This is a genomic window from Microbacterium sp. 1S1 (assembly GCF_008271365.1).
In the GTDB taxonomy this organism is placed as follows: domain Bacteria; phylum Actinomycetota; class Actinomycetes; order Actinomycetales; family Microbacteriaceae; genus Microbacterium.
On the sequence record NZ_CP043430.1, the window covers coordinates 1,440,179 to 1,466,858 of the forward strand.

28 protein-coding genes and 3 tRNA genes are annotated in these 26,680 nt (G+C 69.9%); 24 read left to right on the forward strand and 7 right to left on the reverse strand.

Annotated features, from left to right (window positions below; all coding sequences use genetic code 11):
* The first annotated feature begins 1 nt into the window (after position 1).
* The gene (locus FY549_RS07030; protein ID WP_149086029.1) at positions 2-694 is read left to right on the forward strand and encodes a DUF2520 domain-containing protein; all 693 of its coding nucleotides are present in this window, start codon (positions 2-4) and stop codon (positions 692-694) included.
* Between the two features lie 24 nt (positions 695-718).
* Here FY549_RS07030 and FY549_RS07035 read toward each other — a convergent pair whose 3' ends face one another.
* Positions 719-2,578 (reverse strand): DUF2207 family protein, encoded by a 1,860-nt coding sequence (locus FY549_RS07035; protein WP_149084404.1) that lies wholly within the window; start codon positions 2,576-2,578, stop codon positions 719-721.
* Between the two features lie 122 nt (positions 2,579-2,700).
* Here FY549_RS07035 and lysS point away from each other — a divergent pair, with 122 nt between their 5' ends.
* Complete coding sequence (lysS, locus tag FY549_RS07040) at positions 2,701-4,233, forward strand: lysine--tRNA ligase (protein WP_149084405.1); 1,533 nt, start codon at positions 2,701-2,703, stop codon at positions 4,231-4,233.
* Positions 4,234-4,244: 11 nt separating this feature from the next.
* On the opposite strand, the gene FY549_RS07045 is transcribed toward lysS, so the two are convergent.
* Positions 4,245-5,360 (reverse strand): DUF4192 family protein, encoded by a 1,116-nt coding sequence (locus FY549_RS07045; RefSeq protein ID WP_149084406.1) that lies wholly within the window; start codon positions 5,358-5,360, stop codon positions 4,245-4,247.
* A gap of 112 nt (positions 5,361-5,472) precedes the next feature.
* On the opposite strand from FY549_RS07045, the gene FY549_RS16495 reads away from it, so the two are divergent.
* The 3 genes from FY549_RS16495 to FY549_RS07055 all read left to right on the forward strand — a co-directional run bounded on the left by FY549_RS16495 (position 5,473) and on the right by FY549_RS07055 (position 7,996).
* Positions 5,473-5,646 carry a hypothetical protein gene (locus FY549_RS16495; protein WP_167627854.1) on the forward strand — a complete coding sequence of 58 codons (174 nt, stop codon included), beginning with the start codon at positions 5,473-5,475 and terminating at the stop codon, positions 5,644-5,646.
* 84 nt (positions 5,647-5,730) lie between these two features.
* Positions 5,731-7,191, forward strand: a complete 1,461-nt coding sequence (cls, locus tag FY549_RS07050) for a cardiolipin synthase (protein ID WP_149084407.1) — start codon at positions 5,731-5,733, stop codon at positions 7,189-7,191.
* A 58-nt stretch (positions 7,192-7,249) separates the two neighbouring features.
* Complete coding sequence (locus tag FY549_RS07055) at positions 7,250-7,996, forward strand: hypothetical protein (RefSeq protein ID WP_149084408.1); 747 nt, start codon at positions 7,250-7,252, stop codon at positions 7,994-7,996.
* 12 nt (positions 7,997-8,008) lie between these two features.
* Here the strand turns inward: FY549_RS07055 and FY549_RS07060 are convergent, their stop codons facing one another.
* Positions 8,009-9,007: a diacylglycerol/lipid kinase family protein gene (locus FY549_RS07060; protein WP_149084409.1), complete on the reverse strand. Its 999-nt coding sequence runs from the start codon at positions 9,005-9,007 to the stop codon at positions 8,009-8,011.
* A 98-nt stretch (positions 9,008-9,105) separates the two neighbouring features.
* Between FY549_RS07060 and serS the strand changes: the two genes are divergently transcribed.
* The 4 genes from serS to FY549_RS07080 all read left to right on the forward strand — a co-directional run bounded on the left by serS (position 9,106) and on the right by FY549_RS07080 (position 12,662).
* Complete coding sequence (gene serS / locus FY549_RS07065) at positions 9,106-10,410, forward strand: serine--tRNA ligase (protein ID WP_149084410.1); 1,305 nt, start codon at positions 9,106-9,108, stop codon at positions 10,408-10,410.
* Positions 10,407-11,228: an HAD family hydrolase gene (locus tag FY549_RS07070; RefSeq protein ID WP_149084411.1), complete on the forward strand. Its 822-nt coding sequence runs from the start codon at positions 10,407-10,409 to the stop codon at positions 11,226-11,228. The genes serS and FY549_RS07070 overlap by 4 nt, the downstream gene beginning before the upstream one ends.
* Before the next feature lie 42 nt (positions 11,229-11,270).
* Positions 11,271-11,355, forward strand: a tRNA-Ser gene (locus tag FY549_RS07075).
* A gap of 47 nt (positions 11,356-11,402) precedes the next feature.
* On the forward strand, positions 11,403-12,662 hold the full coding sequence (locus FY549_RS07080; RefSeq protein WP_149084412.1) for an LCP family protein: 1,260 nt from the start codon (positions 11,403-11,405) through the stop codon (positions 12,660-12,662).
* Between the two features lie 42 nt (positions 12,663-12,704).
* Here FY549_RS07080 and FY549_RS07085 read toward each other — a convergent pair whose 3' ends face one another.
* Positions 12,705-13,550 (reverse strand): alpha/beta hydrolase fold domain-containing protein, encoded by an 846-nt coding sequence (locus tag FY549_RS07085; protein WP_149084413.1) that lies wholly within the window; start codon positions 13,548-13,550, stop codon positions 12,705-12,707.
* 25 nt (positions 13,551-13,575) lie between these two features.
* Positions 13,576-14,283, reverse strand: a complete 708-nt coding sequence (locus FY549_RS07090; protein ID WP_149084414.1) for a potassium channel family protein — start codon at positions 14,281-14,283, stop codon at positions 13,576-13,578.
* 162 nt (positions 14,284-14,445) lie between these two features.
* On the opposite strand from FY549_RS07090, the gene FY549_RS07095 reads away from it, so the two are divergent.
* Positions 14,446-14,534: transfer RNA gene (locus FY549_RS07095), tRNA-Ser, on the forward strand.
* Positions 14,535-14,595: 61 nt separating this feature from the next.
* Here the strand turns inward: FY549_RS07095 and FY549_RS07100 are convergent.
* A complete protein-coding gene (locus FY549_RS07100; RefSeq protein WP_149084415.1) occupies positions 14,596-15,090 on the reverse strand; it encodes a MarR family winged helix-turn-helix transcriptional regulator in 495 nt (164 codons plus the stop codon).
* 115 nt (positions 15,091-15,205) lie between these two features.
* Between FY549_RS07100 and FY549_RS07105 the strand changes: the two genes are divergently transcribed.
* The 14 genes from FY549_RS07105 (at position 15,206) to FY549_RS07170 (ending at position 25,664) form a co-directional block, all read left to right on the forward strand.
* Positions 15,206-15,997, forward strand: a complete 792-nt coding sequence (locus tag FY549_RS07105; RefSeq protein WP_149084416.1) for an SDR family NAD(P)-dependent oxidoreductase — start codon at positions 15,206-15,208, stop codon at positions 15,995-15,997.
* 50 nt (positions 15,998-16,047) lie between these two features.
* Complete coding sequence (locus tag FY549_RS07110; protein WP_149084417.1) at positions 16,048-17,667, forward strand: sodium-dependent transporter; 1,620 nt, start codon at positions 16,048-16,050, stop codon at positions 17,665-17,667.
* Positions 17,664-17,798: a methionine/alanine import family NSS transporter small subunit gene (locus FY549_RS07115; protein ID WP_149084418.1), complete on the forward strand. Its 135-nt coding sequence runs from the start codon at positions 17,664-17,666 to the stop codon at positions 17,796-17,798. Before FY549_RS07110 ends, FY549_RS07115 begins: the two co-directional genes overlap by 4 nt.
* An 85-nt stretch (positions 17,799-17,883) precedes the next feature.
* Positions 17,884-18,747, forward strand: coding sequence for an AraC family transcriptional regulator (locus FY549_RS07120; RefSeq protein WP_149084419.1), 864 nt, complete (start codon positions 17,884-17,886; stop codon positions 18,745-18,747).
* Positions 18,748-18,840: 93 nt separating this feature from the next.
* Complete coding sequence (locus FY549_RS07125; protein ID WP_149084420.1) at positions 18,841-19,485, forward strand: GyrI-like domain-containing protein; 645 nt, start codon at positions 18,841-18,843, stop codon at positions 19,483-19,485.
* Between the two features lie 70 nt (positions 19,486-19,555).
* Positions 19,556-20,359, forward strand: a complete 804-nt coding sequence (locus tag FY549_RS07130) for a DUF1206 domain-containing protein (RefSeq protein WP_149084421.1) — start codon at positions 19,556-19,558, stop codon at positions 20,357-20,359.
* Positions 20,360-20,429: 70 nt separating this feature from the next.
* Positions 20,430-21,737, forward strand: coding sequence for an aminotransferase class V-fold PLP-dependent enzyme (locus tag FY549_RS07135; RefSeq protein WP_149084422.1), 1,308 nt, complete (start codon positions 20,430-20,432; stop codon positions 21,735-21,737).
* On the forward strand, positions 21,734-22,168 hold the full coding sequence (sufU, locus tag FY549_RS07140) for a Fe-S cluster assembly sulfur transfer protein SufU (RefSeq protein WP_149084423.1): 435 nt from the start codon (positions 21,734-21,736) through the stop codon (positions 22,166-22,168). The genes FY549_RS07135 and sufU overlap by 4 nt, the downstream gene beginning before the upstream one ends.
* Before the next feature lie 59 nt (positions 22,169-22,227).
* Positions 22,228-22,869 carry an NADPH-dependent F420 reductase gene (locus tag FY549_RS07145; RefSeq protein ID WP_149084424.1) on the forward strand — a complete coding sequence of 214 codons (642 nt, stop codon included), beginning with the start codon at positions 22,228-22,230 and terminating at the stop codon, positions 22,867-22,869.
* Between the two features lie 85 nt (positions 22,870-22,954).
* On the forward strand, positions 22,955-23,602 hold the full coding sequence (locus FY549_RS07150; RefSeq protein ID WP_149084425.1) for a GntR family transcriptional regulator: 648 nt from the start codon (positions 22,955-22,957) through the stop codon (positions 23,600-23,602).
* Positions 23,603-23,705: 103 nt separating this feature from the next.
* Positions 23,706-23,951 carry a hypothetical protein gene (locus FY549_RS07155; RefSeq protein WP_149084426.1) on the forward strand — a complete coding sequence of 82 codons (246 nt, stop codon included), beginning with the start codon at positions 23,706-23,708 and terminating at the stop codon, positions 23,949-23,951.
* Between the two features lie 8 nt (positions 23,952-23,959).
* Entirely contained in the window at positions 23,960-24,811 is an 852-nt protein-coding gene (locus tag FY549_RS07160) for a hypothetical protein (RefSeq protein ID WP_262381148.1), read from the forward strand.
* 118 nt (positions 24,812-24,929) lie between these two features.
* On the forward strand, positions 24,930-25,514 hold the full coding sequence (locus FY549_RS07165) for an asparagine synthase (RefSeq protein ID WP_149084428.1): 585 nt from the start codon (positions 24,930-24,932) through the stop codon (positions 25,512-25,514).
* Positions 25,515-25,591: 77 nt separating this feature from the next.
* Positions 25,592-25,664 (forward strand) — tRNA-Arg (locus FY549_RS07170).
* 76 nt (positions 25,665-25,740) lie between these two features.
* On the opposite strand, the gene FY549_RS07175 is transcribed toward FY549_RS07170, so the two are convergent.
* Positions 25,741-26,676, reverse strand: coding sequence for a LysR family transcriptional regulator (locus FY549_RS07175; protein ID WP_187614944.1), 936 nt, complete (start codon positions 26,674-26,676; stop codon positions 25,741-25,743).
* Between the last annotated feature and the right edge of the window lie 4 nt (positions 26,677-26,680).

Consider the following 26,680-nt stretch of genomic DNA (forward strand, 5'->3'; position numbering starts at 1 on the left):
CGTGGTACGGGACGGGCGTCTCGGCGTCGGCATCGTCGGCGCCGGGCGCGTGGGCCCCGTCCTGGGGGCCGCTTTGGCCGGGGCGGGGCACGCGATCGTCGGGATCACGAGCGGGTCGGACGACGAGCGGGCATCCGCCGTCCTTCCCGGCGTCCCGGTGCTCGAGACGCAGGAGGTGGTCCGTCGTGCCGAGCTGGTGATCCTCGCGGTCCCGTCGGATCAGCTTCCGTCGCTGGTTGCGGGCATCGCCGAGGTGGGCGGGTGGCAGATCGGGCAGCTCGTCCTGCACACCGACCCGGGCCAGGGTATCGAGGTGCTGAGACCGGCGGCAGAGCGTGGGGCCATCCCGCTGGCGGTGCATCCGGCGATCACGTTCACCGGAACCTCGATCGACCTGCGGCAGCTGCAGGCGGGCTTCGCCGCGGTCACCGCACCGGCCGCCGTGCTCCCCATCGCGCAGGCGCTGGCGGTGGAGATGGGATGTGAGCCCGTCGTCATCGCGGAGGCCGACCGCGGCGCCTACGCCGATGCGATCGCGACCGCCACGGAGTTCTCCCGCTCGATCATCGGGCAGTCGACCTCCCGGCTCCGCGAGATCGGCGTCGAGAACCCGGGTGGCTTCCTCTCCGCGCTCGTGCAGTCGACCGTGGAACGCGCGTTGCGCGAGGCTTCAGACCCTCCTCCGCTGGTCTGACCCGGCGCGACGAGACGCGAGGGATCATCGGCCGCCCGAGAACCCTCCTCCTCCGCCGCCGCCGGAGAAGCCTCCGCCGAAGGAACCGCCCGTGCCGGAGGACGTGCCCGTCGACGGGGCCGAGTACGTCGCGGCCGCGGTCGACGAGCTCATGAACGCCATGAGCGATGTCCGCAGGACGAGGGACCCGGGGTCTCCGATCCAGTTCGGCCCGTGGTCCTCACGCGTGTATGCGCGCTCGAGCACGCGACCCCACTCGTCCTCCATGCTGAACAGCATCGCGTACGGCAGGAGGCGCTCGTAGACGTGGATGACGTCGACACCGTCGTCCGTACGGCGTTCGGCCCCGGTGTAGGACTGGAGCACCCGGAGGCGGTCCTCCTCCGCGACCCTGATGAACTCGCGCACGCCTTGCAGGTGCTCGTACGCCCGTGCCCCCTCTGGCGTGAGGACGGTGTGGCGCGAGAAGGTGAACAAGCTCGCCGCAAGGACGAGGAGTGTCCCGATCGAGATCGCCACGAGCCCGGGGCCGGCCGAGAGCCGTCCGGACGCGACGGCGCTCACGCCCACGACGAGTCCGATCGCGGTGACGGCGATCGCGATCGACTGCAGGATCATCGCCGCGCGACTCCGCGCCTTCACGGTCAGTCTGCGTCCCGCGGCCTCCTCCTCGCCCTTCGTCGTGAGAGCGGTCATCCGGGAGGCGAACTCCTCGTTCGCGGACGGCAGCTCGACCACACCGTCTGTGTCGGCTGTCGCGAAGAGCGCTGTGAGGGCGGCCTGGTCGAGCGGGTCCGGCGCCGTGCCGCGCGCGGTGCGTCGCAGCCGGGGCTCCTCCGTCGACGCGCCCTCCTCGATTCGGAGCGCACCGCGGACGGCGAGGTGGACGATCTCCGCGGGGACGACACTCTTCGCCCCGGGGATGAGGGCCGCGGCGAGCAGAGGTGGCTGGTCGTCCGGGACGTCGTACTGCGCCACGATGATGCCGGTGGCTCGGCGTCGGCGTCGACCGGCCGCCACCGCCGCAGCCCACCCGGCCGCAGACAGGCCGACGCCGCCGACGGCAGCGACGACGGGGGCGAAGTCGGCGACGGGGTCGGGCGTCCGCGCGGCGGGCTGGGCGACCGTCCCTGCCTCGAAGCCGACGGCCACCGTCACGCCGTCGCCGGCGGGGAGCGCTGCAGCTTCCACCTGGAACGACGTCCCGTCGCCCTGCGCGGTGGGCCCCTCGAGGTCGCAGGGGGCGGTGGATCCCGAAGGACCGACGTAGCACCGGGTCGCGCCTGTGAGGTGGGAACTCAGGCTCGCATCGAAGCGGATGTCGGCGCGGAACTCCTCGATCGGTTGCGTGCTGTCGAGCGGCAGGAGATCCCAGTAGAACTCGTCGGCGGAGCGTGAGCCGGACGCTTCCCGTGCACTGCCGACGATGACGTCGCGCATCTCGTACTCGATGACGTAGGTGGTGAGACCGCGGACGAAATCGTCGTCACCCGTGAGGACGAAGAGCGTCCCGTCGTCCTCGTCGGTCTCGTACGGGACCGGTGCGCCGTTCCCGTCCATGACGCCGAGCACCTGCGTGTCGATGCCCGCGCCCTTGTACGTCGTCGCCAAGCCCCGCACGATGCCCCGATTCTGGTCGGCGTCGGGGAACCGCGCGACGAGAGTCTCCGTCACGCGCATGTGCGCGCGGCCCTCGTCGTCGAGACCGACGTCATAGACCGCGTCCCACGAGGCATACGAGAAGTCGTTCGCGTCGGCAGCGGACCACGAGGAGTTCTCGGCCGGGACGGCCTCCGCCGCGGCCACGGCGCCTCCCGGCACGAGGATGGCGAGAAGGGCGGGGGCGAGCACGGCGCTCGCGCGGACGATCCGGGTGGGGGCCATGGTTCGAGGCTACCCAGCCGCGCCGCGGCACGAGAACGGCCCCTGGTCGTTCTCTCCCCGCCCCGCCGAAGGCTCCGGCCCCGTCTCGGTAAACTGGGTACGACTTCCAAGGAGCCCCGCACATGACTGACGCGCCTGCCGCGCCCGAAACGGCCTCGGCCGCCCCTTCCGCCGAAGAGGACATCCACGAGCAGAAGGCTGTCCGCCTCGCCAAGCGCGAGCGTCTGATCGAGAAGCGCTCGGACGCGGGCGGCGGCGCCTTCCCCGTCGGCGTGCCTGTGACGCATGGCATCCCGGCCCTGCGCGCGGAGTACGGAAACCTCGAACCCGGTGCGGAGACCGGCGTCATCGTCGGTGTCGCGGGACGTGTGGTGTTCAGCCGCAACACCGGCAAGCTCTGCTTCGCGACCTTGCAGGCCGGCGACGGCACCCGGATCCAGGCGATGATCTCCCTGGCCAACGTCGGCGAGGAGTCGCTCGCGGAGTGGAAGGAATACGTCGACCTGGGTGACCACGTCTTCGTGCATGGCGAGGTCATCTCCAGCCGACGCGGCGAGCTGTCGATCATGGCGGACGACTGGGCCATCGCGTCCAAGGCGATCCTTCCGCTGCCCAACGCCTATGCCGAGCTCAGCGAAGAGGGGCGTGTGCGCAGCCGGTATCTCGACCTCATCGTGCGGGAGCAGGCCCGGACGACCGTGCGCGCGCGAGCCGCGGTGAATGCGAGCCTGCGGGCGACCTTCGCCGCCCACGGGTACCTCGAGGTGGAGACGCCCATGCTGCAGGTGCAGCACGGCGGCGCATCCGCACGCCCCTTCGTCACACACTCCAACGCCTTCGACACCGAGCTTTACCTCCGCATCGCGCCGGAGCTGTATCTCAAGCGTGCGGTCGTCGGCGGCATCGAGCGGGTGTTCGAGATCAACCGGAACTTCCGGAACGAGGGAGCCGACTCGACGCACAGCCCCGAGTTCGCGATGCTCGAGGCCTACCAGGCATACGGCGACTACAACCAGATGGCGGCGCTGACGCAGGAGCTCGTGCAGCAGGCGGCGATCGCGGTCGCCGGGTCGACCACCGTCACCTGGGCGGACGGCACCGAGTACGACCTGGGTGGTGAGTGGGATCGCATCTCGATGTACGAGTCGCTCTCGGCGGCCTCCGGTCGGACCGTCACGCCCGCGGACGCCGTCGATGACCTGATCGCCTTCGCCGAGGAGAACGGTGTCGACGTGCCGGCCCAGGCCACGCACGGGAAGCTCGTCGAGGAGCTCTGGGAGCACTTCGTGAAGGGCGACCTCGTCCGGCCGACGTTCGTCATGGACTTCCCGGTCGACACCTCGCCACTCGTCCGCGAGCACCGATCCGTCGAGGGCGTGGTGGAGAAGTGGGACCTCTACATCCGCGGCTTCGAGCTCGCGACCGGCTACTCCGAGCTGGTGGACCCGGTCATCCAGCGGGAGCGCTTCGAGGAGCAGGCGAAGCTCGCTGCCCGTGGTGACGTCGAGGCCATGCCCATCGACCAGGAGTTCCTGCGCGCCCTCGAGCACGGCATGCCGCCGTCCGGGGGCATGGGGATGGGGATCGACCGTCTGCTCATGGCCATCACCGGACTCGGCATCCGCGAGACCATCCTCTTCCCGCTGGTCAAGTAGGGCCCGAGCCGTCACTCGCTGACCCTCCGGCGGAAGGCCCACTCCGGCAGCACGGCGCCGCTGATCATGCTGTCGAGCAAGAGGGCCAGGGTGTACGACGGATCGATCTCCCTCGCCAGGTCGAGGTAGCGGCCGGCGTGCGTGGCACGGCCGAGCGCCCACGAGAGCCAGGCCGCGACCGTGAACGGTCCGGGTCGTGCCTCTCGCGGCGCCCGTGCGGCAGCGTGCCGGACGGTGCGCAGGGCGGTGCGGAGCCGCTCGCCGTCCGGGGCCGGCCCCTGACCGAGGAAGACCCGTCCGATGTCGTCGGGCACCGGTGCGCCCGCGGCCGCGAACGCGAGCTGCGCTTCCAGGGTTCGAATGCCCTGGCGGTGATCGGTTGCCCACTGCGCGATCGCCGTGTCCCGGATCGGCGGCCGGCCCAGGCACCACACGAGTGCCGCGGCAGCGAAGGGCTGTAGGGGCTCGGGCGCGTCGAGGACCGACTCCAGGAAAGCCGGGATGTCGTCGAGGAGGGCGGACGCCGCGATCACCTCCGGCTCCCCGGGACTGGACGTTTGCCGCCGCCGTGCTCCGAGCACGCCGTCCAGGCCGGACAGCACGCGTGCGACCTCCTCTGCTTCGGCGGCCGGCGCGGGCGGGAGTCCCGTGCCGGAGAACTGGTCGCCGGAGACGTCACCGAGCGCGGAGGCCCCCGGCGGCGGAACGATGTCCGTGAGCGGATGCAGCTCCGGATCGGTGTCGTCGTAGCGGCTCCAGCCGTGCGGCGTCACGCACAGCGCTTCGACCACCCGGAGCCCGGACGCCTCGGCGCAGCCGAGCAGCGTGTCGACCGTCACGGCCTGCGGCAGCACGAGGCCGTCGGGCGTGCGCTGCGGCGACTCGTCCGTGTAGACGACGACGGCCACCGCGTCGGTTCCCGGAACGCGGTTCACCAGCTCGACCGCTGCCACGGCGTAGTGCAGGACGGGGAGGGCGGGATCGGGGAGGTCGAGGCGCATGGCGCCGTCGCTGCGTGTGCCGTGGAAGGGCAGGAGAGCGATGCTCTCGCGGGGCGTGAAGCCGGCGAGAGCGGGCACGATGCCGAGGAACTGGGCGGAGCCGGAGGCGCGGAGCACGGTTGTCATGGGGAGAGGTTCGCGCCTCGACGGCGGCGTCGGGACGCCTCGTGAACGATGTGGACGGAAATCCTGAGAAGCGTCTCCTGTGCACAAGGAGTCGCTCGCGTACGATGGAGGAATGGACAACTTCTGGCTCGCCGCGGCATGGTCGCTCCTGCCGACGGTCGGCGTCAGCATCGTCTTCTTCGTCGTGCTCCGCGGCATCCTCCGATTCGACCGGACGGAGCGCAAGGTCCACGCGCAGATCGAGGCCGAGGAGCGCGCCGCGCGCGGGCTGCCCCCGCGGGCCTGAGTCCGACCCATCCGCTACTGTGAAGCGAGCGCGCCGGGCCGGCGCGCCCCAGGGTGAACATCCTGGCGTGGATGAGGGGGCGTGATGACCGCGGAGTCGTGGGGGTGGTGGGTCGCCGCCTTCATCCTGGTGCTCGACATCGTCATCCGCATCACCGCCATCATCGTCATCCCGCGCAATCGCCGCCCCACGGCGGCGATGGCCTGGCTCCTGGCGGTCTTCTTCATTCCGGTGGTCGGCGTCTTCCTGTTCCTCCTGATCGGCAACCCCCGGCTGCCCCGCGCGCGACGCCGCAAGCAGGAGCAGATCAACGAGTACATCGCAGAGACCAGCGAGCACCTGCACTTCGGGACACTGCGACCGAACGCCCCCGCCTGGTTCGGGCCGATCGTGCAGATGAACCAGCGCCTCGGCGCTCTGCCCCTCTCGGGCGACAACGGCGCGCACCTCATCTCGGATTACCAGGAGTCGCTCGACGAGATGGCGGAAGCCATCCGCACCGCACAGGACTACGTGCACGTCGAGTTCTACATCCTGCAATCCGACGAGTCGACGGACAACTTCTTCCGCGCGCTCGAAGAGGTCGCGGCACGGGGCGTCGCGGTGCGCGTCCTCCTGGACCACTGGGCGAACCGAGGCAAACCGCGTTATCGCCAGACCATCGCCCGCCTGAACAAGATGGGCGCGGAGTGGCACCTGATGCTGCCGGTGCAGCCGCTCAGAGGGAAGATGCAGCGGCCGGATCTCCGAAACCACCGCAAGCTCCTCGTCGTGGACGGCACCGTGGCCTTCCTCGGCTCGCAGAACATCACCGACTCCACCTACAACCTCCGCAAGAACATCCGCCGAGGTCTGCACTGGGTCGACCTGATGGTGCGGTTGGACGGGCCCGTGGTCCTGAGCGTCAACGCGATCTTCCTCAGCGACTGGTACAGCGAGACCGACGAAGTACTCGAGGAGATCGACATCTCCCACGCCAACATCGGCTCCGGCGACCTCGACTGCCAGGTGGTGCCGTCCGGGCCGGGGTTCGAGGTCGAGAACAACCTGCGGCTCTTCCTCGCCCTCCTCTACGCGGCGAAGAAGCAGATCATGATCGTCAGCCCGTACTTCGTGCCCGACGAGGCCCTGCTCCTGGCGGTCACCGCGGCGGTCGACCGCGGCGTCGAGGTGCAGTTGTTCGTCTCGGAAGAGGGCGACCAGGCGATGGTCTACCACGCGCAGCGCAGCTACTATGAGGCGCTTCTCCGGGCGGGGGTCAGGATCTGGATGTATCGGAAGCCCTACATCCTGCACACCAAGAGCCTCACGATCGACGACGAGGTGGCCGTCATCGGCTCCAGCAACATGGACATGCGGTCTTTCGGTCTCAACCTCGAAGTCTCGATGCTCGTCCGCGGTGAGGAGTTCGTCGCCGAGATGCGCGAGGTCGAGGACAAGTACCGGTCGTTGAGCAGGGAGCTGTCGCTCGAGGAGTGGATGCAGCAGCCCCTTCGCTCCACCGTGCTGGACAATCTCGCGCGGCTCACCTCCGCCCTGCAGTGAGCGCCGCATTCCGTCAACCCCCGTTTCGGGCGGAGGAACCCCTGGGTACCCTGAGGGCATGACTCCCCGCAGGATGTTCCTCGCCGTGTCCTCCGCGCTCGCCGCGGCTCTCGTCCTCGCCGGCTGCACGGTGGGACCGGGCGGTGCCGCACCGCACTCGACGTCCGACCCGTCCAGCGGTCCGGGGAACGCGGGGACCGGCGACGACCAGGACGACCTCGACGCGGTCCTCCTCGACGACGGACGCATGTTCGCTGTCGTGAGCTGGGGCTCGTCGACGTGTCTGCCGCAGGTCGGCGAGGCCACCGCGGACGGGCAGCGAGTGTTGGTCACCCTCGTCGATCCGGAGGGGGAAGGGGCCACGGAGCAGGCGTGCACGGCGGATCTCGCGCCCCGAGCGAGTGTCGGCGCACTGCCGGAGGGCGTGGATCCGACCAAGGACGTCACCATCGTGGTGACCTACGGCGACCTTCTCGACGAGATCGACGTCGACGGCGACCCCGACGCCAGCGGCGCGCCGGGCTCCGCGAGCGAGTTCGAGCCTTCGGCCGCATGGTTCGACGACGGCGGGGTCGTGCTCCTGACCTGGGGGTCGTCGAGCTGCGCCCCGGTCGTCGAATCGGCGGAAGCGGACGGCAGCACGGGGACTGTGACGTTCGCCACCGAGGAGGACCAGGTCTGCACCATGGACATGGCGCCTCGCGCGACAGTGGTCGAGTTCGCGGAAGACGACGTCGACGAGGACGCACCGTTCCAGCTGACGCTCGTCGGGGGCGGCCTCGACGGCACGGTCGAGGTTCGCTGAACGCGAGAGTCGTCAGAGGATGTGCACCGGGTGACCGGTGGGCAGCGCGAGCAGGAGCGCACCCGGGTCGGCCCGGCACGTCACGTGCACGGCCTCGCCGAACTCGTCGCCGTCGAGCTCGATGGGGGTAGGACCGGGGGCCGCTGCTTCGGCACGCGCTCCACGGAAGTAGTGGACCGACGCGTCGGTGCCGCGCCGTTCGAGCACGAACCGTCCGGCGCGGAAACGGCGCAACACGGAGTTGTCCCACCAGATCTTCCGCCACACGCCGAGCCAGCCGAGAACGCCCGTCGGCTGGATGACCGCCACGTCGAGGGTGGCATCGGTGATGGAGGCGTCGGGGATGAGGGAGATGCCGGCCGGGAGCGTGCCGCAGTTCGCGAAGAGGATGCTGTGCACCTTCGTGGAATGCAGGCGCCCCGTGCCGATTTGGTACACCGCGCGGAAGGGCTTGGCACGTGGCAGCGACCGTGCGGCGCCGTCGACGTAGGCGATCCAGCCCACCGACTTCTTCAGGTCGGCGCGGGTGTTCGCGATCATGTCCGCGTCCAGCCCGATGCCGGCGAGCACGACGAAAGCGTGTTCCTCCTCGCCGCCGTCCTGCCGGGTCATGCGCGCCCAGCCGATGTCGATCGCATGGCGGAAGTCGCCGAAAGCGGCGCGGATCATCTCGGCAGGATCGGTGAGGGGGAGGCCGAGGTTCCTCGCGAGGAGGTTCCCCGTGCCGCTCGGAAGGATCGCGAGGGGGACTCCGGTGTTGGCGATGGCCTCGGCGACCGCCCGCACCGTGCCGTCACCTCCCGCGACGAGAACGACGTCAACGCCGCGCGCGAGTGCCTCAGCGGTCGCGGCCTGCCCCGCGTCCTCGATCGTCGTCGGATAGAACGCGGGATGCTCCCAACCCGCCTCGCGGGAGAGATCGCGCACCTGGGCCCGCAGCCGCTTGCCGTCCACCTTCACCGGGTTGTACACGAGAGCCGCCTGCTTGAGGGCGGGGGGACTCGTGGCCATGGCGCTACTCTAGACCGGCGTCGTCCGAGGCCGGGACGCTTGGGCAGAGGTCTCTCCCGCCGCCCGGTCTCTCCCCGCACACCTCGTAGACTTGCGGAATGATCGACCTCGCACTCCTCCGCGAAAACCCGGAGATCGTCCGCCGTTCGCAGGCTGCCCGTGGCAACGACCAGAGCACCGTCGACGTCGCACTCGAGGCCGACCGGTCGCGCCGGGCCGCGCTGGCCGCATTCGAGGAGCTGCGCGCAGAGCAGAACGCCTTCGGTAAGCAGGTCGCCAAGGCACCCAAGGAGGAGAAGGCCGCGCTGGTCGCACAGGCGAAAGACCTCGCCGACCGGGTCAAGCGGGCCCAGCATGCCGCGAACGAGGCCGCCGACGCGGCATCGGCCGCCCTTGCACGGATCGAGAACGTCGTCATCGACGGCGTTCCCGCCGGCGGCGAGGCGGACTTCGTCGAGCTGCGCCGCGTCGGCGACGTGCCGGCCTTCGACTTCGAGCCGCGCGACCACCTCGAGCTGGGAGAGATGCTCGGCGCCATCGACATGGAGCGCGGGGCGAAGGTCTCGGGCGCACGCTTCTACTTCCTGCGGGGCATCGGTGCGCGGCTCGAGATCGCGCTCATGAACCTCGCCCTCGACAAAGCGCTGCAGAACGACTTCGTCCCGCTCATCACGCCCACGCTCGTGCGCCCCGAGATCATGCAGGGGACCGGCTTTCTCGGCGAGCACGCCGACGAGGTCTACCACCTCGACAAGGACGACGACCTCTACCTCGTCGGCACCAGCGAGGTCGCTCTCGCGGGCTACCACAAGGACGAGATCGTCGACCTCTCGCGCGGTGCGCTCCGCTACGCCGGATGGTCGACCTGCTACCGGCGCGAGGCGGGGTCCCACGGCAAGGACACCCGTGGCATCATCCGGGTGCATCAGTTCAACAAGCTCGAGATGTTCGTCTACACCACCGCCGAGGACGCCGAGGCGGAGCACCTGCGGCTCGTGGCCCTGCAGGAGGAGATGCTGACCTCACTCGGTCTCGCCTACCGGGTGATCGACGTCGCGGCGGGAGACCTGGGATCGAGCGCGGCGCGCAAGTACGACATCGAGGCCTGGGTTCCCACGCAGGGCGCCTTCCGAGAGCTGACCTCCACCTCGAACTGCACCACGTTCCAGGCGCGGCGGCTGGATGTCCGCTACCGGCCCGCGACGGAGGATGGCGGCACGGCACCGAAGACGCAGCACGTCGCGACGCTCAACGGCACGTTGGCGACCACGCGCTGGATCGTCGCCCTGCTCGAGACGCATCAGCAGGCTGACGGGTCCGTGCGGATCCCCGAGGTGCTGCGCCCCTACCTCGGCGGACTCGAGGTGATCCGCCCGCTCGCCGACGAGGAGAGCGTACGATGACGTCGCCGTGGCTGGTCGGGCTGGACGTCGACGGGACCATCCTCCTCCAGGATGAGACGATGAGCCCGGGTGTGCCGGAAGCCGTCGCGCGTGTGCGGGACGCCGGGCACGTCGTGACCATCGCCACCGGGCGGAGCTGGATGGCGACCCGTCGCTACGTGGAGGAGCTCGGCCTCACCGCCGACTACGTCGTGTGCTCCAACGGCGCGGTGACCATGCGTCGCGACGGCGACGACTGGGAGCGTTGGCACGTCGAGACCTTCGACCCGACTCCGGTACTGGCGCTGTTGCAGGATCGGCTTCCCGACGCGCGTTACATGGTCGAGCTCGGCTCCGGGCAGCGCCTGTTCACCGAGCAACTCGACGACTGGACGCTCGACGGCGGACGCCAGGTCGACTTCGAGGAGCTCGGGGCCCTCCCCGTCTCCCGCATCGTGGTCGTCTCGCCGGGGCACGACGAGGAGGACTTCCACCGCCTCGTCGCCGATGCCGGGCTGAACGAGGTGTCGTACGCGATCGGCTGGACCGCCTGGCTGGACATCGCCCCGCAGGGGGTGGACAAGGGCACGGCGCTGGAGCGCGTCCGGGAAGAGCTCGGTCTCGACGGCGCGCGGGTGCTCGTCGCCGGCGACGGTCGCAACGACATCGGCATGTTCGGATGGGCACGCAGCCACGGCGGCCGAGCCGTGGCGATGGGGCAGGCCCCGGCGGAGGTGAAGGACGCCGCGGGGGAGATCACCGCCGACGTCGAGGAAGGTGGTCTGGCGACGGCACTCGACACGCTTCCAGCGCCCGCCCAGGTCGACGCAGGAGAATAGAACTCGGCTAGACTCACGCCTGGTCGGCAGGTGTTCCTGTCGGGAGGGTTGTCCGAGCGGCCGATGGAGCTGGTCTTGAAAACCAGTGGGCAGAGATGTCTCGTGGGTTCGAATCCCACACCCTCCGCTTCCTGAGCGCGGCACCCCGCCGTCGCTGAATCCGAAAGGGCCCGAGTGAGCGAGAACACCCGCCGCCGTCGCACCGTCGCGCGACATGGTCAGCTGCACTCGCCCGGACCCGTCAGCCAGATCCTGAAGTTCATCGCGATCAGCATGGCGGTGGTGCTCGTCAGCGGCATCGGTGTCGCGGCCTACATCTGGTTCGACTTCTCCAGCACGGTCTCGGCCAACGCCGTCGACCTCGACGGGCAGGAAGATCTGCCGCCGGACATCGGGGAGTACAAGGGCGGTTTCAACCTCGTCCTCACCGGTGTCGACACCTGTGAGGACGACTACAAGCAGTACTTCGGCGATCGGTGCACCGGCGGCGACGCCGAGGGCACGCTGAACGACGTGAACCTGCTCGTGCACGTGTCGGAGGAGCCCCGACGGATCACCGTCGTCAGCTTCCCGCGCGACCTCATGATCCCGATCCCGGCATGCGAGGACGAAGACGGCAACGCGACGGCGGCGATGAGCAAGCAGCCGCTCAACGTCGCCTACACCGACGGCGGACTGAACTGCGTCGTTCGCACGATCTCCGCCCTCACGGATCAGGAGGTGCAGTTCGCGGCCTCCGTGACGTTCGGCGGCGTCATCGAGATCACGAACGCGATCGGCGGCGTCGACGTCTGCCTCGCGAACCCGATCCGCGACCGCTACACCGGGCTGGACATGGAGGCCGGGACGCACACGGTGCAGGGACTGGAAGCCCTGCAGTTCCTCCGCACCCGCCACGGCGTCGGAGACGGCAGCGACCTGGGCCGGATCGGCAACCAGCAGCAGTACATGTCGAGCCTCGCCCGCAAGCTCATCAGCGGCGAGGTGCTCGGCAACGTGCCCGTGATGCTGAAGCTCGCCAACACGGGCATCCAGAACCTCGAGACCAGCACGTCGCTCGCCGACCCGATGATGATCGTGCAGATCGCCCTCGCCGTGAAGTCCGTGCCGTTCGAGGACATCGTGTTCGTGCAGTATCCGACGCTGACCGACTGGGACGACCCGAACAAGGTCGTGCCGAACGACGAGGCGGCCGCTGCCCTGTGGGACGCGATCGAAGCCAACGCTCAACTGCAGATCACGCACGAGAACACCAGCAACGACGGTGTCGTCGTGCAGGAGCCCACGACGCCCACCGAACCTGCCGAGCCCACCACGCCGACGCAGGGGGCGACACCGCCACCGACGACCTCCCCCGACGTCGTGGCGCTGCCGGATTCGATCAAGGGCAACTCCGCCGCCCAGCAGACCTGCTCGAACGGCAACGTGCGCTGATCGGCGCTCAGGCGCTCCGCGGGCGGTAGGCCGTCGCCGGGCTCAGGCGATTCGTCGGATACGGGCCACGAACCGCTCGATCGTCGCGGTGAAGGCCGGCTCGTTCGGGCGGTTGAGGTGGCCGTGAGTGGTGCCCGGTTCGACGACGGTCGTCACCTCCACGCCCGCGGCCTCCAACGATCGGGCGAACGCCTCACCCGAGACCCGCAGCTCGTCGGTCTCGTCGTTGACGATGATCGTCGGCGGGAATCCGGCCAGGACGGCCGGGGCGGCCATCCCGGGGATGGCATAGACGTCGGCGTGCGCGGGGTCGCCGCCGAGGTAGTTCGCGTACATGCCCCGCACGAAGTCCGGCTGGAAGACGTCGGCCGTGGGGTCCGCATCCAGCAGGGCGCGAAGGTCGGCGGACGGGCTGCTCTGCACCGCCTGCAGCGTCGGGTACGCGAGAACGGTCAGGGCGGGTGCCGGGCCGGTCTCCTGAGAAAGGCGGAGCGCGGCGCCGGCGGCGAGGTTCCCTCCGGCGCTGGCACCGCCGATCGCCCAGCCGGACGCTGACCCTGACGACGCGGCCCAGCGGAACGCGGCCACGAGCTCGTCGTGGGGAACCGGGTAGTGAACGCCGTCGCGCTCGGGCACGCCGAGCCGCGGGCTCCACTCCGCCGTCACGGGTGCCAGTGCGTAGTCCACGCTCACGACCAGGACCCCTCGATCTGCGAAGGCTCTGGCCACGGCATCGGCCTCCGGCATGTCCAGATCTCCGCCGGCGAAACCACCCCCGTGCGCCCAGACGAGTCCATGCCCGGTCGGTGCATGTGGTGTGTAGACGCGGACCCGAAGAGGTCCGTGCGGTCCGGTCAGGACATGGTCCACTGCGGGGGGCGTGCTCATCCGACCCACAGTACCGCCGGCGGCATCAGGCCGAAGTCGGCGTGGAGCGCTGTGCGCTCGCGCCGCGCATGATGCGAGCCACCGCGGTGATGAGGAAGAGCTGCCCGGTGATCCCTTCCGCGACGGCCACCGTCTGCACCCCCGGGCCGACCGGGACCAGGTTGCCGTAGCCGGTCGTCGTCAATGCCGTGAAGGAGAAGAAGAGCTGGTTTCCGAGCGAGTCGCTCGCCGCATCCCCGAACAGCGGCGTCGGCAGCAGCAGCGACAGCAGGTTGTAGACGAAGGCGAAGAACATGCCGACGAGGATGTACGCCGTCACCGCGGCCAGGAGGGCTTCGACGTCGAGTCCTCGCCGCGTGACCTGGTGCGCGATGATCGCCCACGGCGCGACGAGCAGGGCGATCATGGAGGCGGCGGACAGGGCGACGGCGAGTGCCGGACTGTCCGTGGCGAAGAACGCCGCGAGGAGGGCCGCCAGTCCGGCGACCGAGAGCACGACCCACGACACCCGCTGCACGAGGGCGTGTGCCCTGGTCACGCGGAACACGATCGCGACCGTGACCAGCATCGCCAGGAACGCCCAGGGGCTCGGGACGGTGCCGGGCTGGGCCGCGCACAGGCCGTACGAGATGAGGAGAAGGACCAGCACCGTGGCGTACCCGAGGGCACCGCGCCTCGGATCGGCGGGGGCGGCGAACCCCGCGCGGACGTGCGCTCCCGGTGGCATGGACATGACGTCTCCTCTCGGGTTCGGGAGCGCCAGCCCCCGGAACGTGCGGCCAGTATCGCAGGGTGATCGGTCCGCACCGAGGAGCGCGCGCGACCGGCGGTTCGTGACCGGGCGCCGGACCCGTTATGATGGTGGGGTGCATCCGTGCTTTCGAGTCGGATGCCTGGAGACGTCGCATAGTCCGGCCTAGTGCACCACCCTGCTAAGGTGGAGTCCCCTTACGGGGACCAGGGGTTCAAATCCCCTCGTCTCCGCACTGAGAAGCCCCGACGAGTCCGCTCGCCGGGGCTTTCGTGTTCGCGCTGCCGGTGGTCTTCAGTTCGTCGGCTCCGGCGCCCAGGTCGGGTCCGGGGAGAGGGCTGCAGCGATCTTCCGGCTGGCCGCGCCGAGGTGACGGGCTTGCGCCGGGGTCAGGGTGTCGAAGACGACGCGGCGGACGAACGCGTGGTGGGCAGGGGTCGCCTCGACGACCGTTCGGTGGCCGGCATCGGTGAGGATGCCGAGCGTGAAGCGCCCGTCCTCCGCATCGACCTCGCGACGGACCCAGCCTTTCGCCTCCAGGCGGGTGACCGCGCGGGAGAGCCGCGACAACGTGCTGTTCGCGTAGCCGGCGAGGACGCTGAGTCGGAGCGTGCGTTCCGGCGCCGCGTCGAGGGCGAAGAGGATGCCGTGCTCGAAATGAGTGAGCCCGCTGTCCCGCTGCAACTGCGCGTCCAGGGCCGCGGGCAGTCGTTCGAGGAGGGTCGCGAGTGCCGACCAGACCTCCAGCTCATCGGCGCTCAGGGGGGCGGCGGGAAGGGTCGGCGACATTCCTCCACCGTAGCGGCTGAGTCGCGCTTCTCGCTTGCCGAGGAAAGTGAGGCGTGACTAGGCTGACTTGCTCAGGCAAGTGATGGCGGGGTTCCGCCAAAGGAGAGGAAGACGGATGGAACTGGGGCTACGCGGCAAGAGGGCGTTCATCAGCGGATCAAGTCAGGGGATCGGCTATGCGGTGGCGTCCGCTCTCGCCGCCGAGGGGGTCGATGTCGTGATCAACGGTCGTGACGAGGGACGCGTCGACGCGGCGGTCAGCGTCTTGGCTCGCACGCATCCGGAGGTGACCGTTTCGGGGATCGTCGCCGACTTCGCCGACCCGTCGCAGGTGGCGCGGCTGACGGAGCGACTCGGCGACGTCGACATCCTCGTCAACAACGTCGGCCTCTTCGGACTCGCCGACTTCGTCGACGTCGCCGACGAGGACTGGTCGCGCTACTTCGAGGTGAACGTGATGAGCGGCGTCCGCCTCTCCCGGGCGCTCCTGCCCGGGATGCGGGAGCGGGGATGGGGGCGCATCGTCTTCGTCAGCAGCGAGTCCGGGGTGAACGTCCCGGCCGACATGGTGCACTACGGCGTGACGAAAGCGGCGATGATCGCCCTGGGTAACGGGCTCGCGAAGCTCACGCGCGGCACCGGCGTGACAGTGAACACCGTCCTGGGCGGCCCCACCTATTCCGAGGGTGTCGCGGAGAGCGTCGCCGCCGTCGCCGCGGCCCAGTCCGTCTCCGTCGACGCGATGAAGCAGGCCATCATCGGGCGGAACACGACCACGCTGCTCGAGCGCTTCCTCGATCCCGCCGAGGTGGCAGACCTCGTCGTCTACCTCTCCAGCACCCGCGCCTCGGCGACGAACGGGGCCGCTCTGCGAGCGGACGGCGGCGTACTGACCGCGATGCTGTGACCGACGCGAGTCGCTCGCCGGGGCCTGCGCGTTCCGGTATCCTCGCGGGCATGCCTAGACCCACCCAGACCCCGCAGCGAGAGGCCTTCGGCTCGCGGAACGTGTTCATCCTCTCGGCGATCGGCTCGGCCGTGGGTCTCGGGAACATCTGGCGCTTCCCGTACGTCGCGTACGAGGGCGGCGGCGGCGCGTTCCTCATCCCGTACCTGTGCGCGCTGCTGACCGCCGGCATCCCGCTGCTGTTCCTCGACTATGCGATCGGTCACCGGTTCCGCGGCTCCGCACCGCTCGCGTTCCGACGCCTGCACCGGGCGGCCGAGCCGCTCGGCTGGTGGCAGGTGCTGATCTGCGTCGTCATCGCCGTCTACTATGCCGTGATCGTCGCGTGGGCCGGCATGTACACCTGGTTCTCGGCGCAGCTCACGTGGGGCGCCGGCAATGAGAACGACTTCTTCTTCGTCGACTTCCTGCAGTCGGCCGACGTCGCGGAAGTCGGCCTGTCCGGCGAGTTCGTGCCGCAGGTGGGCCTGCCGCTGATCGCCGTGTGGCTGATCGTCATCATCATCATGGCTCTTGGCGTCAAGCGCGGCATCGGTCGGGCGAACATGATCCTGATGCCGTTGCTCACCCTCATGTTCGCCGTGCTCGTGGTGCAGGCGCTCTTCCTCCCTGGCGCCTTGGACGGCCTCAACGCGTTCTTCACGCCGAACTGGGAAGCGCTCGCCGCCCCGGCCGTCTGGGCCTCGGCCTACGGGCACATCTTCTTCTCGCTGTCCGTCGCCTTCGGCATCATGGTGACCTACGCCTCGTACCTGAAGCGCAAGACCGACCTCACCGGCTCCGGTCTCGTGGTCGCGTTCGCCAACTCCGGTTTCGAGATCCTCGCCGGCATCGGCGTCTTCGCGGCCCTCGGGTTCATGGCTCAGGCGCAGGGGACCGACGTCTCGGGTGTCGCGACCTCGGGCATCGGTCTCGCCTTCGTGGCCTTCCCCACGATCGTGTCGCAGGCGACCGGCGGATCCATCATCGGGGTGCTGTTCTTCGGCGCCCTGGTGTTTGCCGGGATCACCTCGATGATCTCGATCCTGGAGGTGATCGTCGCAGCGCTGCAGGACAAGCTCGGCTGGGCACGGGTGCGCACCACCCTCGTCGTCTCGATCCCCCTGGCGATCATCTCCGCGGCTCTGTTCTCCACGACCACAGCGCTGTCGGTCCTCGACACCACCGACGCGTTCGTCAACGCATTCGGCATCATGGCGGTGGCGCTCGTCGCGGTGATCGTCGTCGCCTGGGTGCTGCACAAGCTGCCGCAGCTGCAGGAGCACCTGAACCGCCGGTCGAGCTTCCGGGTCGGCATCCTCTGGCGCCTCCTCGTGGGTGTCCTCGCGCCGCTCGTGCTCGGGTACCTGCTCATCACGGAGCTGCTGACGAAGGTCGCGGAGCCGTACGGTGGCTACCCCGGGTGGTTCCTCGGCGTGTTCGGCTGGGGCATGGTGATCGCCCTGGTGATCGGGGGAGTGCTGCTGTCGCTGGTGCCGTGGAGCAGGCGGTCCCGCGCGAAGGACGACGTCGGATACGACGACTTCCTGGACCAGGAGGACTACGCCGCCGACCCCGAGACGACGAGCATCGCCGTCCCGGCCGGGCAGACGAAGGGAGCAGCAGCATGACCGCCACCGCGATCGTCATGATGATCATCGCCATGGTCACGGTGTGGGGCGGTCTGGTCGCCGCCGTCGTGAACCTCGCCCGGCACCCCGAGGCGGAGGACGCCGAGCCGGCGGTCCCGACCGAGCTCTGAGCCCGCGATCCGACCGCATCGGTCCGGAACGATCGGGCGCGCGGAGCCACGGCGGCGACACGATGAAGGGGAAAGGAGGGCCCCCGTGATCGGCATGCTCAACGCCCTGGTCGACCTCATCGACACGAACCGCAGTCAGGAGATCGACCTCCCCTCGTTCGCCCGCACGCACGGCACGACCGAGTACCACCTGCGCCGGATGTTCTCGGCGCTCGCCGGCATGCCGCTGACCGAGTACGTGCGCCGTCGGCGGATGACGCTGGCGGCTGCCGAGCTCGTGTCGGGCGCACCGAGCCTGCTGGATGTGGCCGTGCGATACGGCTACGGCTCGACCGAGGCTTTCGGTCGAGCGTTCCGCGCCGTGCACGGCATCGGGCCGGCGGACGCGCGTCGGGACGGGGGTCCTCTCCGCACACAACCCACGCTCCGGTTCCGCCTGAGCGTCGAAGGGAGTACCCCGATGGACGTCACCATCACCCAGCGTCCTGCGTTCGTCCTCATCGGCCATGCCGCCGAGATCCCGCTCATCCATGTCGGCGTCAACCCGCACATCCAGGCGCACATCGCCGCCATCCCCGCAGAGGAGCACGCCCGCCTCAAGGCACTCGGGGACGAGGAGCCCGCGGGCATCCTCGCCGTGACAGCCGACATCGACCCGGACGCCCCGGAGGGGACGCCGTTGACCTACCTGCACGGCGTGGCCGTGCGCGGCGACACCGCGGTCCCGGACGACCTCGACAGCCTGCCTGTGTCGGGTGGGTCCTGGGCCGTGTTCGCCGCGAGCGGTCCGTTCCCCGAGACCCTCCAGAGCCTGTGGGCGGCGACGGCCACGGAGTGGTTCCCGTCGAACCCGTGGCGGCTGCGACCCGGCCCTTCGATCGTCCGCTACCGGGAGTTCACAGGCGACACGGCCTCGTGCGAGCTCTGGCTGCCCGTCGAGGAAGGCTGACCGCGCATCGGGTCGGGCTCCGACGGCTCGACCCGATGTCGGTCCCCGGTGGCACACTGACGGGGACGGAACGACCGAACCCGGAGGCAGGCCATGGCGGCGACCGATCCCAAGAAGACCCTTGAGGCGTACCGGGCGAAGCGTGGGACCTTCCGGATCGTCGAGGTGCCTCCGCTGACGTACCTCATGATCGACGGCGCGGGCGATCCGAACACCGCGCCGGCGTTCTTCGACGCGGTCGCGGCGCTGTACCCGTTGGCGTACACGCTCAAGTTCGCCGCCCGGGCCGAGCTCGGCATCGACCAGGTCGTGATGCCTCTGGAGGGCCTGTGGCACGCGCCGGACATGGCGTCGTTCACCACCCGACGCGACAAGTCGACCTGGCTCTGGACACTCATGATCATGGTGGGAGACCACGTCACCCCGGCCCTGTTCGACCGCGCGGTCGAGATGGTTGCGACGAAGAGCGCGAAGAAGGGGGAACAGCTCCCGGCGCTGACCGCGGTCCGGCGCGAGGTCCTTCACGAGGGCCTGTGCGTGCAGACGCTGCACGTCGGGCCGTTCGACGACGAAGGGCCCGTGCTGGAAGAGCTGCACGACCGCTTCGTCCCGGAGAACGGGTTGCAGCTGCGCGGACGGCACCACGAGATCTACCTCAGCGACCGCCGACGGACGGCCCCGGAGAAGCTGCGCACCATCCTGCGGCAGCCGGTCGAGCCGGTTGAGCCGGTTGTCTGAGCGCTTCCTCATCGCGCATCCGCAAAGCAACCCCCTGATCCCGGCCTGCCGCGGCGGATACTCTTCGAGGATGAGCACCGTCAAGCATGCGGCGCGCGTGGCGAAGGATTCCACCGCGTTTCGGCGGACCGCCCGCGCGGGATTCGTGGTCCTCGGCGTCATCCACATCATCATCGGGGCGATCGCCCTCACGATCGCCGCTGGTGGGGCCGGCGACGCCGACCAGGACGGCGCGATGCAGCAGGTGCGCAACAACCCGATCGGCGGACTCCTGCTGGTCGCCATCGCTGTCGGACTCCTCGCGCTCGCCGTGTGGCAGGTGGCGAGCGGCTTCCTCGCCGCCGACCCGGCCGAGACGAAGAAGTGGGGGAAGCGCCTCAAACTCTTCGGGATCTCCGGCACCTACCTCGTGATCGCCGGCCTCGCGCTCGTCTACGCGGTGGGCGGGCGAGCGGAGTCGGAGGAGGCGTCGAAGACCCTGAGTCAGGTGGTGCTCGCCGCCCCCGGCGGGGTGGTCCTGCTCGTGGTCATCGGTCTCAGCGTGATCGGCGTCGGCATCGGCTTCATCGTGGGCGGCATCACGCGCTCCTTCCGCAAGCTGATCGACGTGCCGACCGGAGCTGCCCGCCCCGGCATCATGGCGCTCGGCGTCGTCGGCTACATCGGCAAGGGCATCGCGGTGGGCGTCACCGGCGTGCTGTTCGTGGTCGCCGCCGTGACGCAGGACCCCGAGAAGGCCGCCGGCCTCGACGCCGCGCTGCACAGTCTGCTGACACTGCCGCTCGGCGGGCTCGTCCTCGGTGCGGTCGGCGTCGGGTTCGCGCTCTACGGGGTGTTCTGCATCGCACGGGCCCGCCTCGCCCGCATGTCTTAGCACCTCCTCTCCGAGGCTGTGCCCGCCCGGAGCCGGACCCCTGTCGCCCGGAAGATGGGAGACTGGAACGATGAGCGCTTCTCCCGGAGTCGACGTGTTCACCCCGCTGACCGAGACCGAGGTGCAGCGGATCCGCGAGGACTTCCCGATCCTGCACACCCACGTGCACGGGCACCCCCTGGCGTACCTCGACTCCGGCGCGACATCGCAGCGCCCGGAGGCCGTGCTCGACGCCGAACGCCGCTTCGCCACCACCGCGAACTCCGCCGTGCACCGCGGGGCTCACACCCTCGCCGCCGAGGCGACCGAACTGTTCGAGGACGCCAGGGGGACCCTCGCCCGCTTCGTGGGTGCCCACGACGACGAGATCGTCTGGACATCCAACGCCACCGAGGCGATCAACCTCGTTGCCTACTCGCTCTCCAACGCCTCGCTCGGCCGGGGCGGTGCCGCCGCGGCGGGCCTTCGGCTCCGCGACGGGGACGAGATCGTCACCACGGAGATGGAGCATCACGCCAACCTCATCCCGTGGCAGGAGCTCGCCGCACGAACCGGTGCCACCCTCCGGGTCATCCCTCTCGACGACGACGGAGCCCTCCGCCTCGACGTCGCCGCGGAGCTCATCTCGGAGCGCACGAAGCTCGTCGCCTTCACCCACGTCTCGAACGTTCTCGGGGTCATCAATCCGATCGAGACCCTCGTCGGCCTCGCCAGGGAGGTCGGCGCCCTGACATTGCTCGACGCCTGCCAGTCGGCCCCCCACCTGCCGCTGGACGTCCACGCGCTCGGCGTCGACCTCGCGGTCCTCTCGGGTCACAAGATGCTCGGCCCGACCGGCATCGGGGCCCTGTACGGCCGGCGCGAGGTTCTCGCCGCGATGCCCCCGTTCCTCACCGGCGGCTCGATGATCACGACGGTCACGACGACCGAGGCCGAGTACCTGCCCGCACCGCAGCGCTTCGAAGCCGGGACGCAGCGGGTGTCGCAGGCGATCGCGCTCGCCGCCGCCGTGGACTACCTGTCCGCGGTCGGCATGGAGCGCATCGCAGCGCACGAGGCCGCCTTCGGGCGACGCCTCGTGGACGGCCTCGGTGAGATCGAGGGCGTGCGGGTTCTCGGTGCGGGCATCGCGCTGCCACGGGTCGGGCTCGCGAGCTTCGACGTCGCCGGCATCCACTCCCACGACGTCGGCCAGTTCCTCGACGATCGGGGCATCGCCGTCCGCGTCGGCCACCACTGCGCGCAACCCTTGCACCGCAGGCTCGGTGTCACCTCGTCGACCAGAGCTAGTACCTACCTCTACACCACCGCGTCCGAAGTGGACGCCGTCATCGAGGCGGTCGCCGGGGCGATCGCGTTCTTCGGGAGGGGCGCATGAGCGACCTGCAGAGTCTGTACCAGGAACTGATCCTCGACCACTCGCGCACACCGCATGGCTACGGGCTCCGCGAGGAGACCCCGGCGCAGTCACACCAGCTCAACCCGACGTGCGGCGACGAGATCACCCTGCAGGTGCATCGCGGCGCAGACGGAGGGGTGGAAGCGATCGCGTGGGAAGGACACGGGTGTGCCATCTCCCAGGCCTCGGCGTCCCTGCTCGCCGAGCTGGCCGAGGGCCTCACCGTGGACGAGCTGGAGGTGCGCATCGCGAAGTTCCGTGAGGCGATGCGCTCACGGGGCACGATCGCACCGGACGAGGAGCTGCTCGGCGACGCGGCGGCGCTCGGCGGTGTGTCGAGGTATGTCGCACGGGTGAAGTGCGCGATGCTCGCGTGGGTGGCCGCGGAGGATGCGCTCACGCGCCTCTGACGCCGTCCGAAACGGTCCTCGACCGGGAATAGCATTGCGCGCCTGGCGTTGGGCCGAGCATGACAACTCTCGGAATCATCGGAGCAGGCAACATCGGCAGCCAAATCGCTCGCGTGGCGGTGGCGAACGGCTATGGCGTGGTGATCGCGAACTCGCGAGGACCGGAGACCCTCTCCGACCTCGTCGCGGAGCTGGGGCCGCACGCGAAGGCGGCGACGGCGGAGGAGGCGGCCGCCGCGGCGGACGTGGCCGTGGTCACCGTGCCGCTGCATGCGATCGATCAGCTCCCGGCCGCACAGCTCGCCGGGAAGATCGTGCTCGACACGAACAACTACTACTTCGAGCGCGACGGGCACATCGAGGCCCTCGACAAGGGCGAGACCACGACGTCCGAGCTTGTGCAGGCGCAGCTTCCGGAGTCGAAGATCGCCAAGGCGTTCAACCACATCTACGCCGCCGACATCACCACCGACGGGACCCCCGCCGGTACGCCGAACCGTCGCGCGCTGGCCACCGCCGGAGACGACGCGGAGGCGGTGGCCTTCGTCACCCGTTTCTACGACGAGGCCGGTTTCGACACGGTCAATGTCGGCCCGCTCAGCGAGTCGTGGCGCGTCGAGCGTGACCGTCCGGCGTACGTCGTGCGGCAGAACGCGGAAGAGCTGACGGCGAACCTGGCGCGGGCGAACCGCCTCCCCTGAGAGCCGGAGCCCTGCCCCGGTCTGGGATACCAAACTTGGCCATTCCCGGGCCGGGGTGGGAGAATGCCCGGATGGTGGGGGGGCTGTGGGGGCAGGCGGGGAACTCGAGTCGGTCAGGGTCACGAGGATCCTGCGAGACGACATCGTGCTGGGGAGGCGCGCTCCCGGGTCGCGTCTCGTGGAGCGCGACATCGCCGCAGAGTTGAACGTGTCGCGTCTGCCGGTGCGCGAGGCCATCCGGACGCTGGTCGCGGAGGGCGTCGTGGTCGCGCGGCCGCGTACCTGGGCCGTGGTGCGGGAGTTCACGCACGACGACATCCGCGACTTCGCCGAGGTGCGGGAAGCGATCGAGACCCTCATCTTCGTGTTCGCGGCCGAGCGGCACGACGCGGCCGGGCTCGCGCGGCTGCGTGACGCCTACGAACGCGAGGCGGAAGCCGCCCGGTCCGGTGATGCCGAGGCGGCGCGCACGGCGGCGGCGACGTTCCATGAGGTCGCCGTCGGCTTGGCGGGCAACGAGATGCTCGGTGAGCTCATCGCCGTGTTCCTGACCCGGCTGCGATGGTTGTTCGGCCAACACGACGACCTGGAGGCGATGGCGGACGAACATCGGGTCATCCTCGAGGCCGTCGCCGCGCGCGACGCTGAGGCCCTGCGCCGGATCGTCCCGGCGCATCTGTCGAGTGGGCAGTCGGCAGCCGAGCGTCGGTTGGCCCGCACCGCCGAGCGCTGAGGCAGCTTCGCTCCGCGAAGACGCCCCCGATGGGCAGCGCGGCGGTTGTATCCTTGTCCGGTCAGAGTCCGTCCGGTCTGTTCGTGTTGTTCTGGGGAGCGAGATGCGAGGTCTTGCTGTCACCGTCGGAGGGATCCTCCTGCTCGGTGGTGCCGCTCTCGTCGTGGTGGCCGACCAGGCGCGCGCCGGCGATGTCGCGGCCGTGAAAGCGGAGATCGCGCGGATCGAACAGATGCTCGAGGAGTCGCAGAGCGAGAACCTCGCCTTGGCGGAGCGGCTCACCGACCTCCGGTTACGGATCGCGGCGCAGGACGCGGAATTGTCGGACACGACGGGCTTCCTGAAGTGATCCGTCGGGTGCTGGCGGTGACCGCGACGGCGGCCGTGCTGCTCGCGGCCGCAGCGGCCGCGAAAGCCGAGGGGCTGGAGGGCGAGCGGGCAGAGGCCATGGCCGAGCTCGCCGTCATCGCGGACCGTTCTCACAGCGCTGCCCAGCGCACCGATCACCTCTCGGGCGCCATCGCGCAGGCCGAGGAGGACACGGCCGATCGAGCGGCGGTGCTCGCGGTGCGTCCCGCGTTCATCGACGAGCTCTCCACCCTGGCGGCAGCCCTGCGCACCGCCGACGGCAAAGTCGACACGGCGGTGCAGGTCGCGTCGGCGCGCTCGGCCCAGGAGGCGGTGCGGACGGAGCGTACCGACCCCGACACCGTGGTCGCGGCGACGGCGACGCTCCGAGCGCTCACGCAGAAGGTCGGCACAGAGGTCGCGGGCTGGCAGGCCGCGCAGCTCGCCGGCTCCGGTGGCGCGCCGTGGTCGTCGAGCGGCCCGGGCGGCTACGCGCGAGTGCGGGCGGCTCTCGACCGGGTGGGCGGCGGGGGCGTCGGCCTGTACGAGTCGTCGTCGTGCGCGGGGGGCACCGCTCCCGCCTGCGCCAACAGCAACGGTTACATCAAGTACCGCGCCGACATCACGGGGTGGAGCGACGGGCGACTGAACTGGGCGATGGCGCATGAGCTCGCGCACATCTATCAGTTCCGCGTCTGGGGCCCACTCACCGCGTCGAACACCTATGCGGCGATGTTCGGGGGAGACCCGGAGTTCCTCGCCAACTGCATGGCCGTCGTCCGGGGCTTCCCCGGATCGGTGGGGTGCTCCGGCGAGCAGCAGACGTGGGCGTCCGGCATCTGGGTCGGCGTCGTCCGCTGAGCCGCCGCGCCCCGCGCCCGCGTGCCGATGTCGGACGCGTGCGGCATGCTGATCCCGAGCCGTTCCGGCCGAGACTGCTCGGCATCGATACCGGTACGCTCGACGGAAGGAGGTGCCGGTGGGACGGACTGCGGATGCCATCGCCGAAGGCGTCGCGATCGCGACGGCCGCTGCGCGCCTCGCCGTGAAGAATCACATCCTCATCGGCACCATCGCGGAGGACGGCGTCTTCGACCTCGACAAGTACGTCGAGGACGCGAGGGCTGCGCTGGCGGCGATGGCCGAGGAGTCCGAGGAGGCCGCCGCGACCGTCACGGCTCTGCGGAAGCGTGCCCGTGGCCGGCATTCGGACCCGGTCGGCACGCACGACTACCGGGACCGCGACGTGCGCAACCTGCGGCGGCGAGCCAAGCAGTCGCTCGGCGTCGCGCAGCGCCTGCGCGAGATGATGGACGACCGGCCTCAGCTCGAGAGCATCGTCGAAGAGGCGCGCGCGGCGGCGTGGGCGGACGTGCGGCACAATCTCGACCGCCGGCTGCGCGTCGAGGGAATGCGGCCGGACCAGGATCCGGACTACGGCCGCATGCGCGAGGCCCGCATGCAGGCGCTGCGGCTGGTCGACCTGCAGGCACTCTCGTCGCAGCAGAGAGCGAAGGAGAAGCGGCGGAAGAAGCAGGAGAAGGCGGCCGCGAAGGGCGAGTGAGCCCTCGTTTCGCTTTCCTGTCTCGACTGTTGTAGGCTGGTCGTCGGCCCGCTGAGCGGTAACGCACCGCGGGTCCTGCGCCTCTAGCTCAATGGATAGAGCATCTGACTACGGATCAGAAGGTTGGGGGTTCGAGTCCCTCGAGGCGCACACTGTGTTGAGACAGTACGGAAACCCCCGTCGCGGAAGCGGCGGGGGTTTTCGCTGTCCCGGGAGGGTGCTTCGATCAGAGCAGGCTCGTGATGGCGGGGTCGCGCTCGGCGAGCTCGGCCGCCGTGGACACGATGGCTGTGCGCATCGCGGCGACCGCGACCGCGGGGGTGACGTCCGAGCGATGGGCGAGGCTGATCGTCCGGGACATCGCCGGATGCGTCAGACGGGTGGACCGCAGCGCCGGGCGTTCGTAGAGCACCATCGCGGGGACCACCGCCACGCCGACGCCCCTTTCGACGAAGCGCAGTACGGCGTCCATCTCGGCGCCTTCGAGCGCGAGCGTCGGGGTGAGGTCGGCGGCTCGGAAGGCGGCGTCCATCGCAGCCCGGAGCTCGTAGCTCTCGTCGAACTGGATGAGGGGGAGGGTGGCGAGATGCGCCAGGCTCACGGACGGGCCGTGGGTCACCGGGGGTGCGGCCGCCGATGAGATCACCACGAGTTCCTCCGCGAGCAGCGGGACGTGCGTGAGGCTGACTCCGGCCGGCACCGGACCCTCGGACTGGGTGACGAGGGCGATGTCGACCGCACCGACGGCGAGCTGTTCGACGAGCAGGCGCGAGCCGCCCTCGGTGAGGTGCAGGTCGATGCCGGGGTGGGCCGCGTGGAACGTGCTCAGCGCTTCGGCCACGAGGCTGATGCACAGGGTCGGCGGGGCCCCCAGTCGCACACGGCCACGGCGGAGCCCGGCGAGTTCGGCCACTTCGTCGCGGATGGCATCCGCCTCGGCGAGCATCCGCTGCGCGCGGGGCAGGAGCGTCTCGCCGGCGGCGGTCAGGGCGATGTGACCCCGCGCGCGATGGAACAGTTCGGCCCCGAGTTCCCGCTCCAGGGTCGAGATCTGGCGGCTCAGCGACGGCTGAGCGAGGTGAAGGTGCTCGGAGGCGCGGGTGAAATGTCCGAGGCGGGCGACTTCGACGAACCCGCGGAGCTGCTCGAGGTTCATATCCATAGCG

What these genes read in the sequence shown, in the direction of transcription:
- FY549_RS07135 (WP_149084422.1), top strand. Translation starts at nt 20,430, where the DNA reads ATGAGCGCTTCTCCCGGAGTCGACGTGTTCACCCCGCTGACCGAGACC.
- FY549_RS07070 (WP_149084411.1), top strand. Translation starts at nt 10,407, where the DNA reads ATGACGTCGCCGTGGCTGGTCGGGCTGGACGTCGACGGGACCATCCTC.
- FY549_RS07035 (WP_149084404.1), bottom strand. Translation starts at nt 2,578, where the DNA reads ATGGCCCCCACCCGGATCGTCCGCGCGAGCGCCGTGCTCGCCCCCGCC.
- FY549_RS07090 (WP_149084414.1), bottom strand. Translation starts at nt 14,283, where the DNA reads ATGTCCATGCCACCGGGAGCGCACGTCCGCGCGGGGTTCGCCGCCCCC.
- FY549_RS07145 (WP_149084424.1), top strand. Translation starts at nt 22,228, where the DNA reads ATGACAACTCTCGGAATCATCGGAGCAGGCAACATCGGCAGCCAAATC.
- FY549_RS07100 (WP_149084415.1), bottom strand. Translation starts at nt 15,090, where the DNA reads ATGTCGCCGACCCTTCCCGCCGCCCCCCTGAGCGCCGATGAGCTGGAG.
- FY549_RS07155 (WP_149084426.1), top strand. Translation starts at nt 23,706, where the DNA reads ATGCGAGGTCTTGCTGTCACCGTCGGAGGGATCCTCCTGCTCGGTGGT.
- FY549_RS07105 (WP_149084416.1), top strand. Translation starts at nt 15,206, where the DNA reads ATGGAACTGGGGCTACGCGGCAAGAGGGCGTTCATCAGCGGATCAAGT.
- FY549_RS07060 (WP_149084409.1), bottom strand. Translation starts at nt 9,007, where the DNA reads ATGGCCACGAGTCCCCCCGCCCTCAAGCAGGCGGCTCTCGTGTACAAC.
- cls (WP_149084407.1), top strand. Translation starts at nt 5,731, where the DNA reads ATGACCGCGGAGTCGTGGGGGTGGTGGGTCGCCGCCTTCATCCTGGTG.
- FY549_RS16495 (WP_167627854.1), top strand. Translation starts at nt 5,473, where the DNA reads ATGGACAACTTCTGGCTCGCCGCGGCATGGTCGCTCCTGCCGACGGTC.
- FY549_RS07130 (WP_149084421.1), top strand. Translation starts at nt 19,556, where the DNA reads ATGAGCACCGTCAAGCATGCGGCGCGCGTGGCGAAGGATTCCACCGCG.
- FY549_RS07055 (WP_149084408.1), top strand. Translation starts at nt 7,250, where the DNA reads ATGACTCCCCGCAGGATGTTCCTCGCCGTGTCCTCCGCGCTCGCCGCG.
- FY549_RS07045 (WP_149084406.1), bottom strand. Translation starts at nt 5,360, where the DNA reads ATGACAACCGTGCTCCGCGCCTCCGGCTCCGCCCAGTTCCTCGGCATC.
- FY549_RS07115 (WP_149084418.1), top strand. Translation starts at nt 17,664, where the DNA reads ATGACCGCCACCGCGATCGTCATGATGATCATCGCCATGGTCACGGTG.
- FY549_RS07125 (WP_149084420.1), top strand. Translation starts at nt 18,841, where the DNA reads ATGGCGGCGACCGATCCCAAGAAGACCCTTGAGGCGTACCGGGCGAAG.
- FY549_RS07085 (WP_149084413.1), bottom strand. Translation starts at nt 13,550, where the DNA reads ATGAGCACGCCCCCCGCAGTGGACCATGTCCTGACCGGACCGCACGGA.
- FY549_RS07110 (WP_149084417.1), top strand. Translation starts at nt 16,048, where the DNA reads ATGCCTAGACCCACCCAGACCCCGCAGCGAGAGGCCTTCGGCTCGCGG.
- serS (WP_149084410.1), top strand. Translation starts at nt 9,106, where the DNA reads ATGATCGACCTCGCACTCCTCCGCGAAAACCCGGAGATCGTCCGCCGT.
- FY549_RS07175 (WP_187614944.1), bottom strand. Translation starts at nt 26,676, where the DNA reads ATGGATATGAACCTCGAGCAGCTCCGCGGGTTCGTCGAAGTCGCCCGC.
- sufU (WP_149084423.1), top strand. Translation starts at nt 21,734, where the DNA reads ATGAGCGACCTGCAGAGTCTGTACCAGGAACTGATCCTCGACCACTCG.
- lysS (WP_149084405.1), top strand. Translation starts at nt 2,701, where the DNA reads ATGACTGACGCGCCTGCCGCGCCCGAAACGGCCTCGGCCGCCCCTTCC.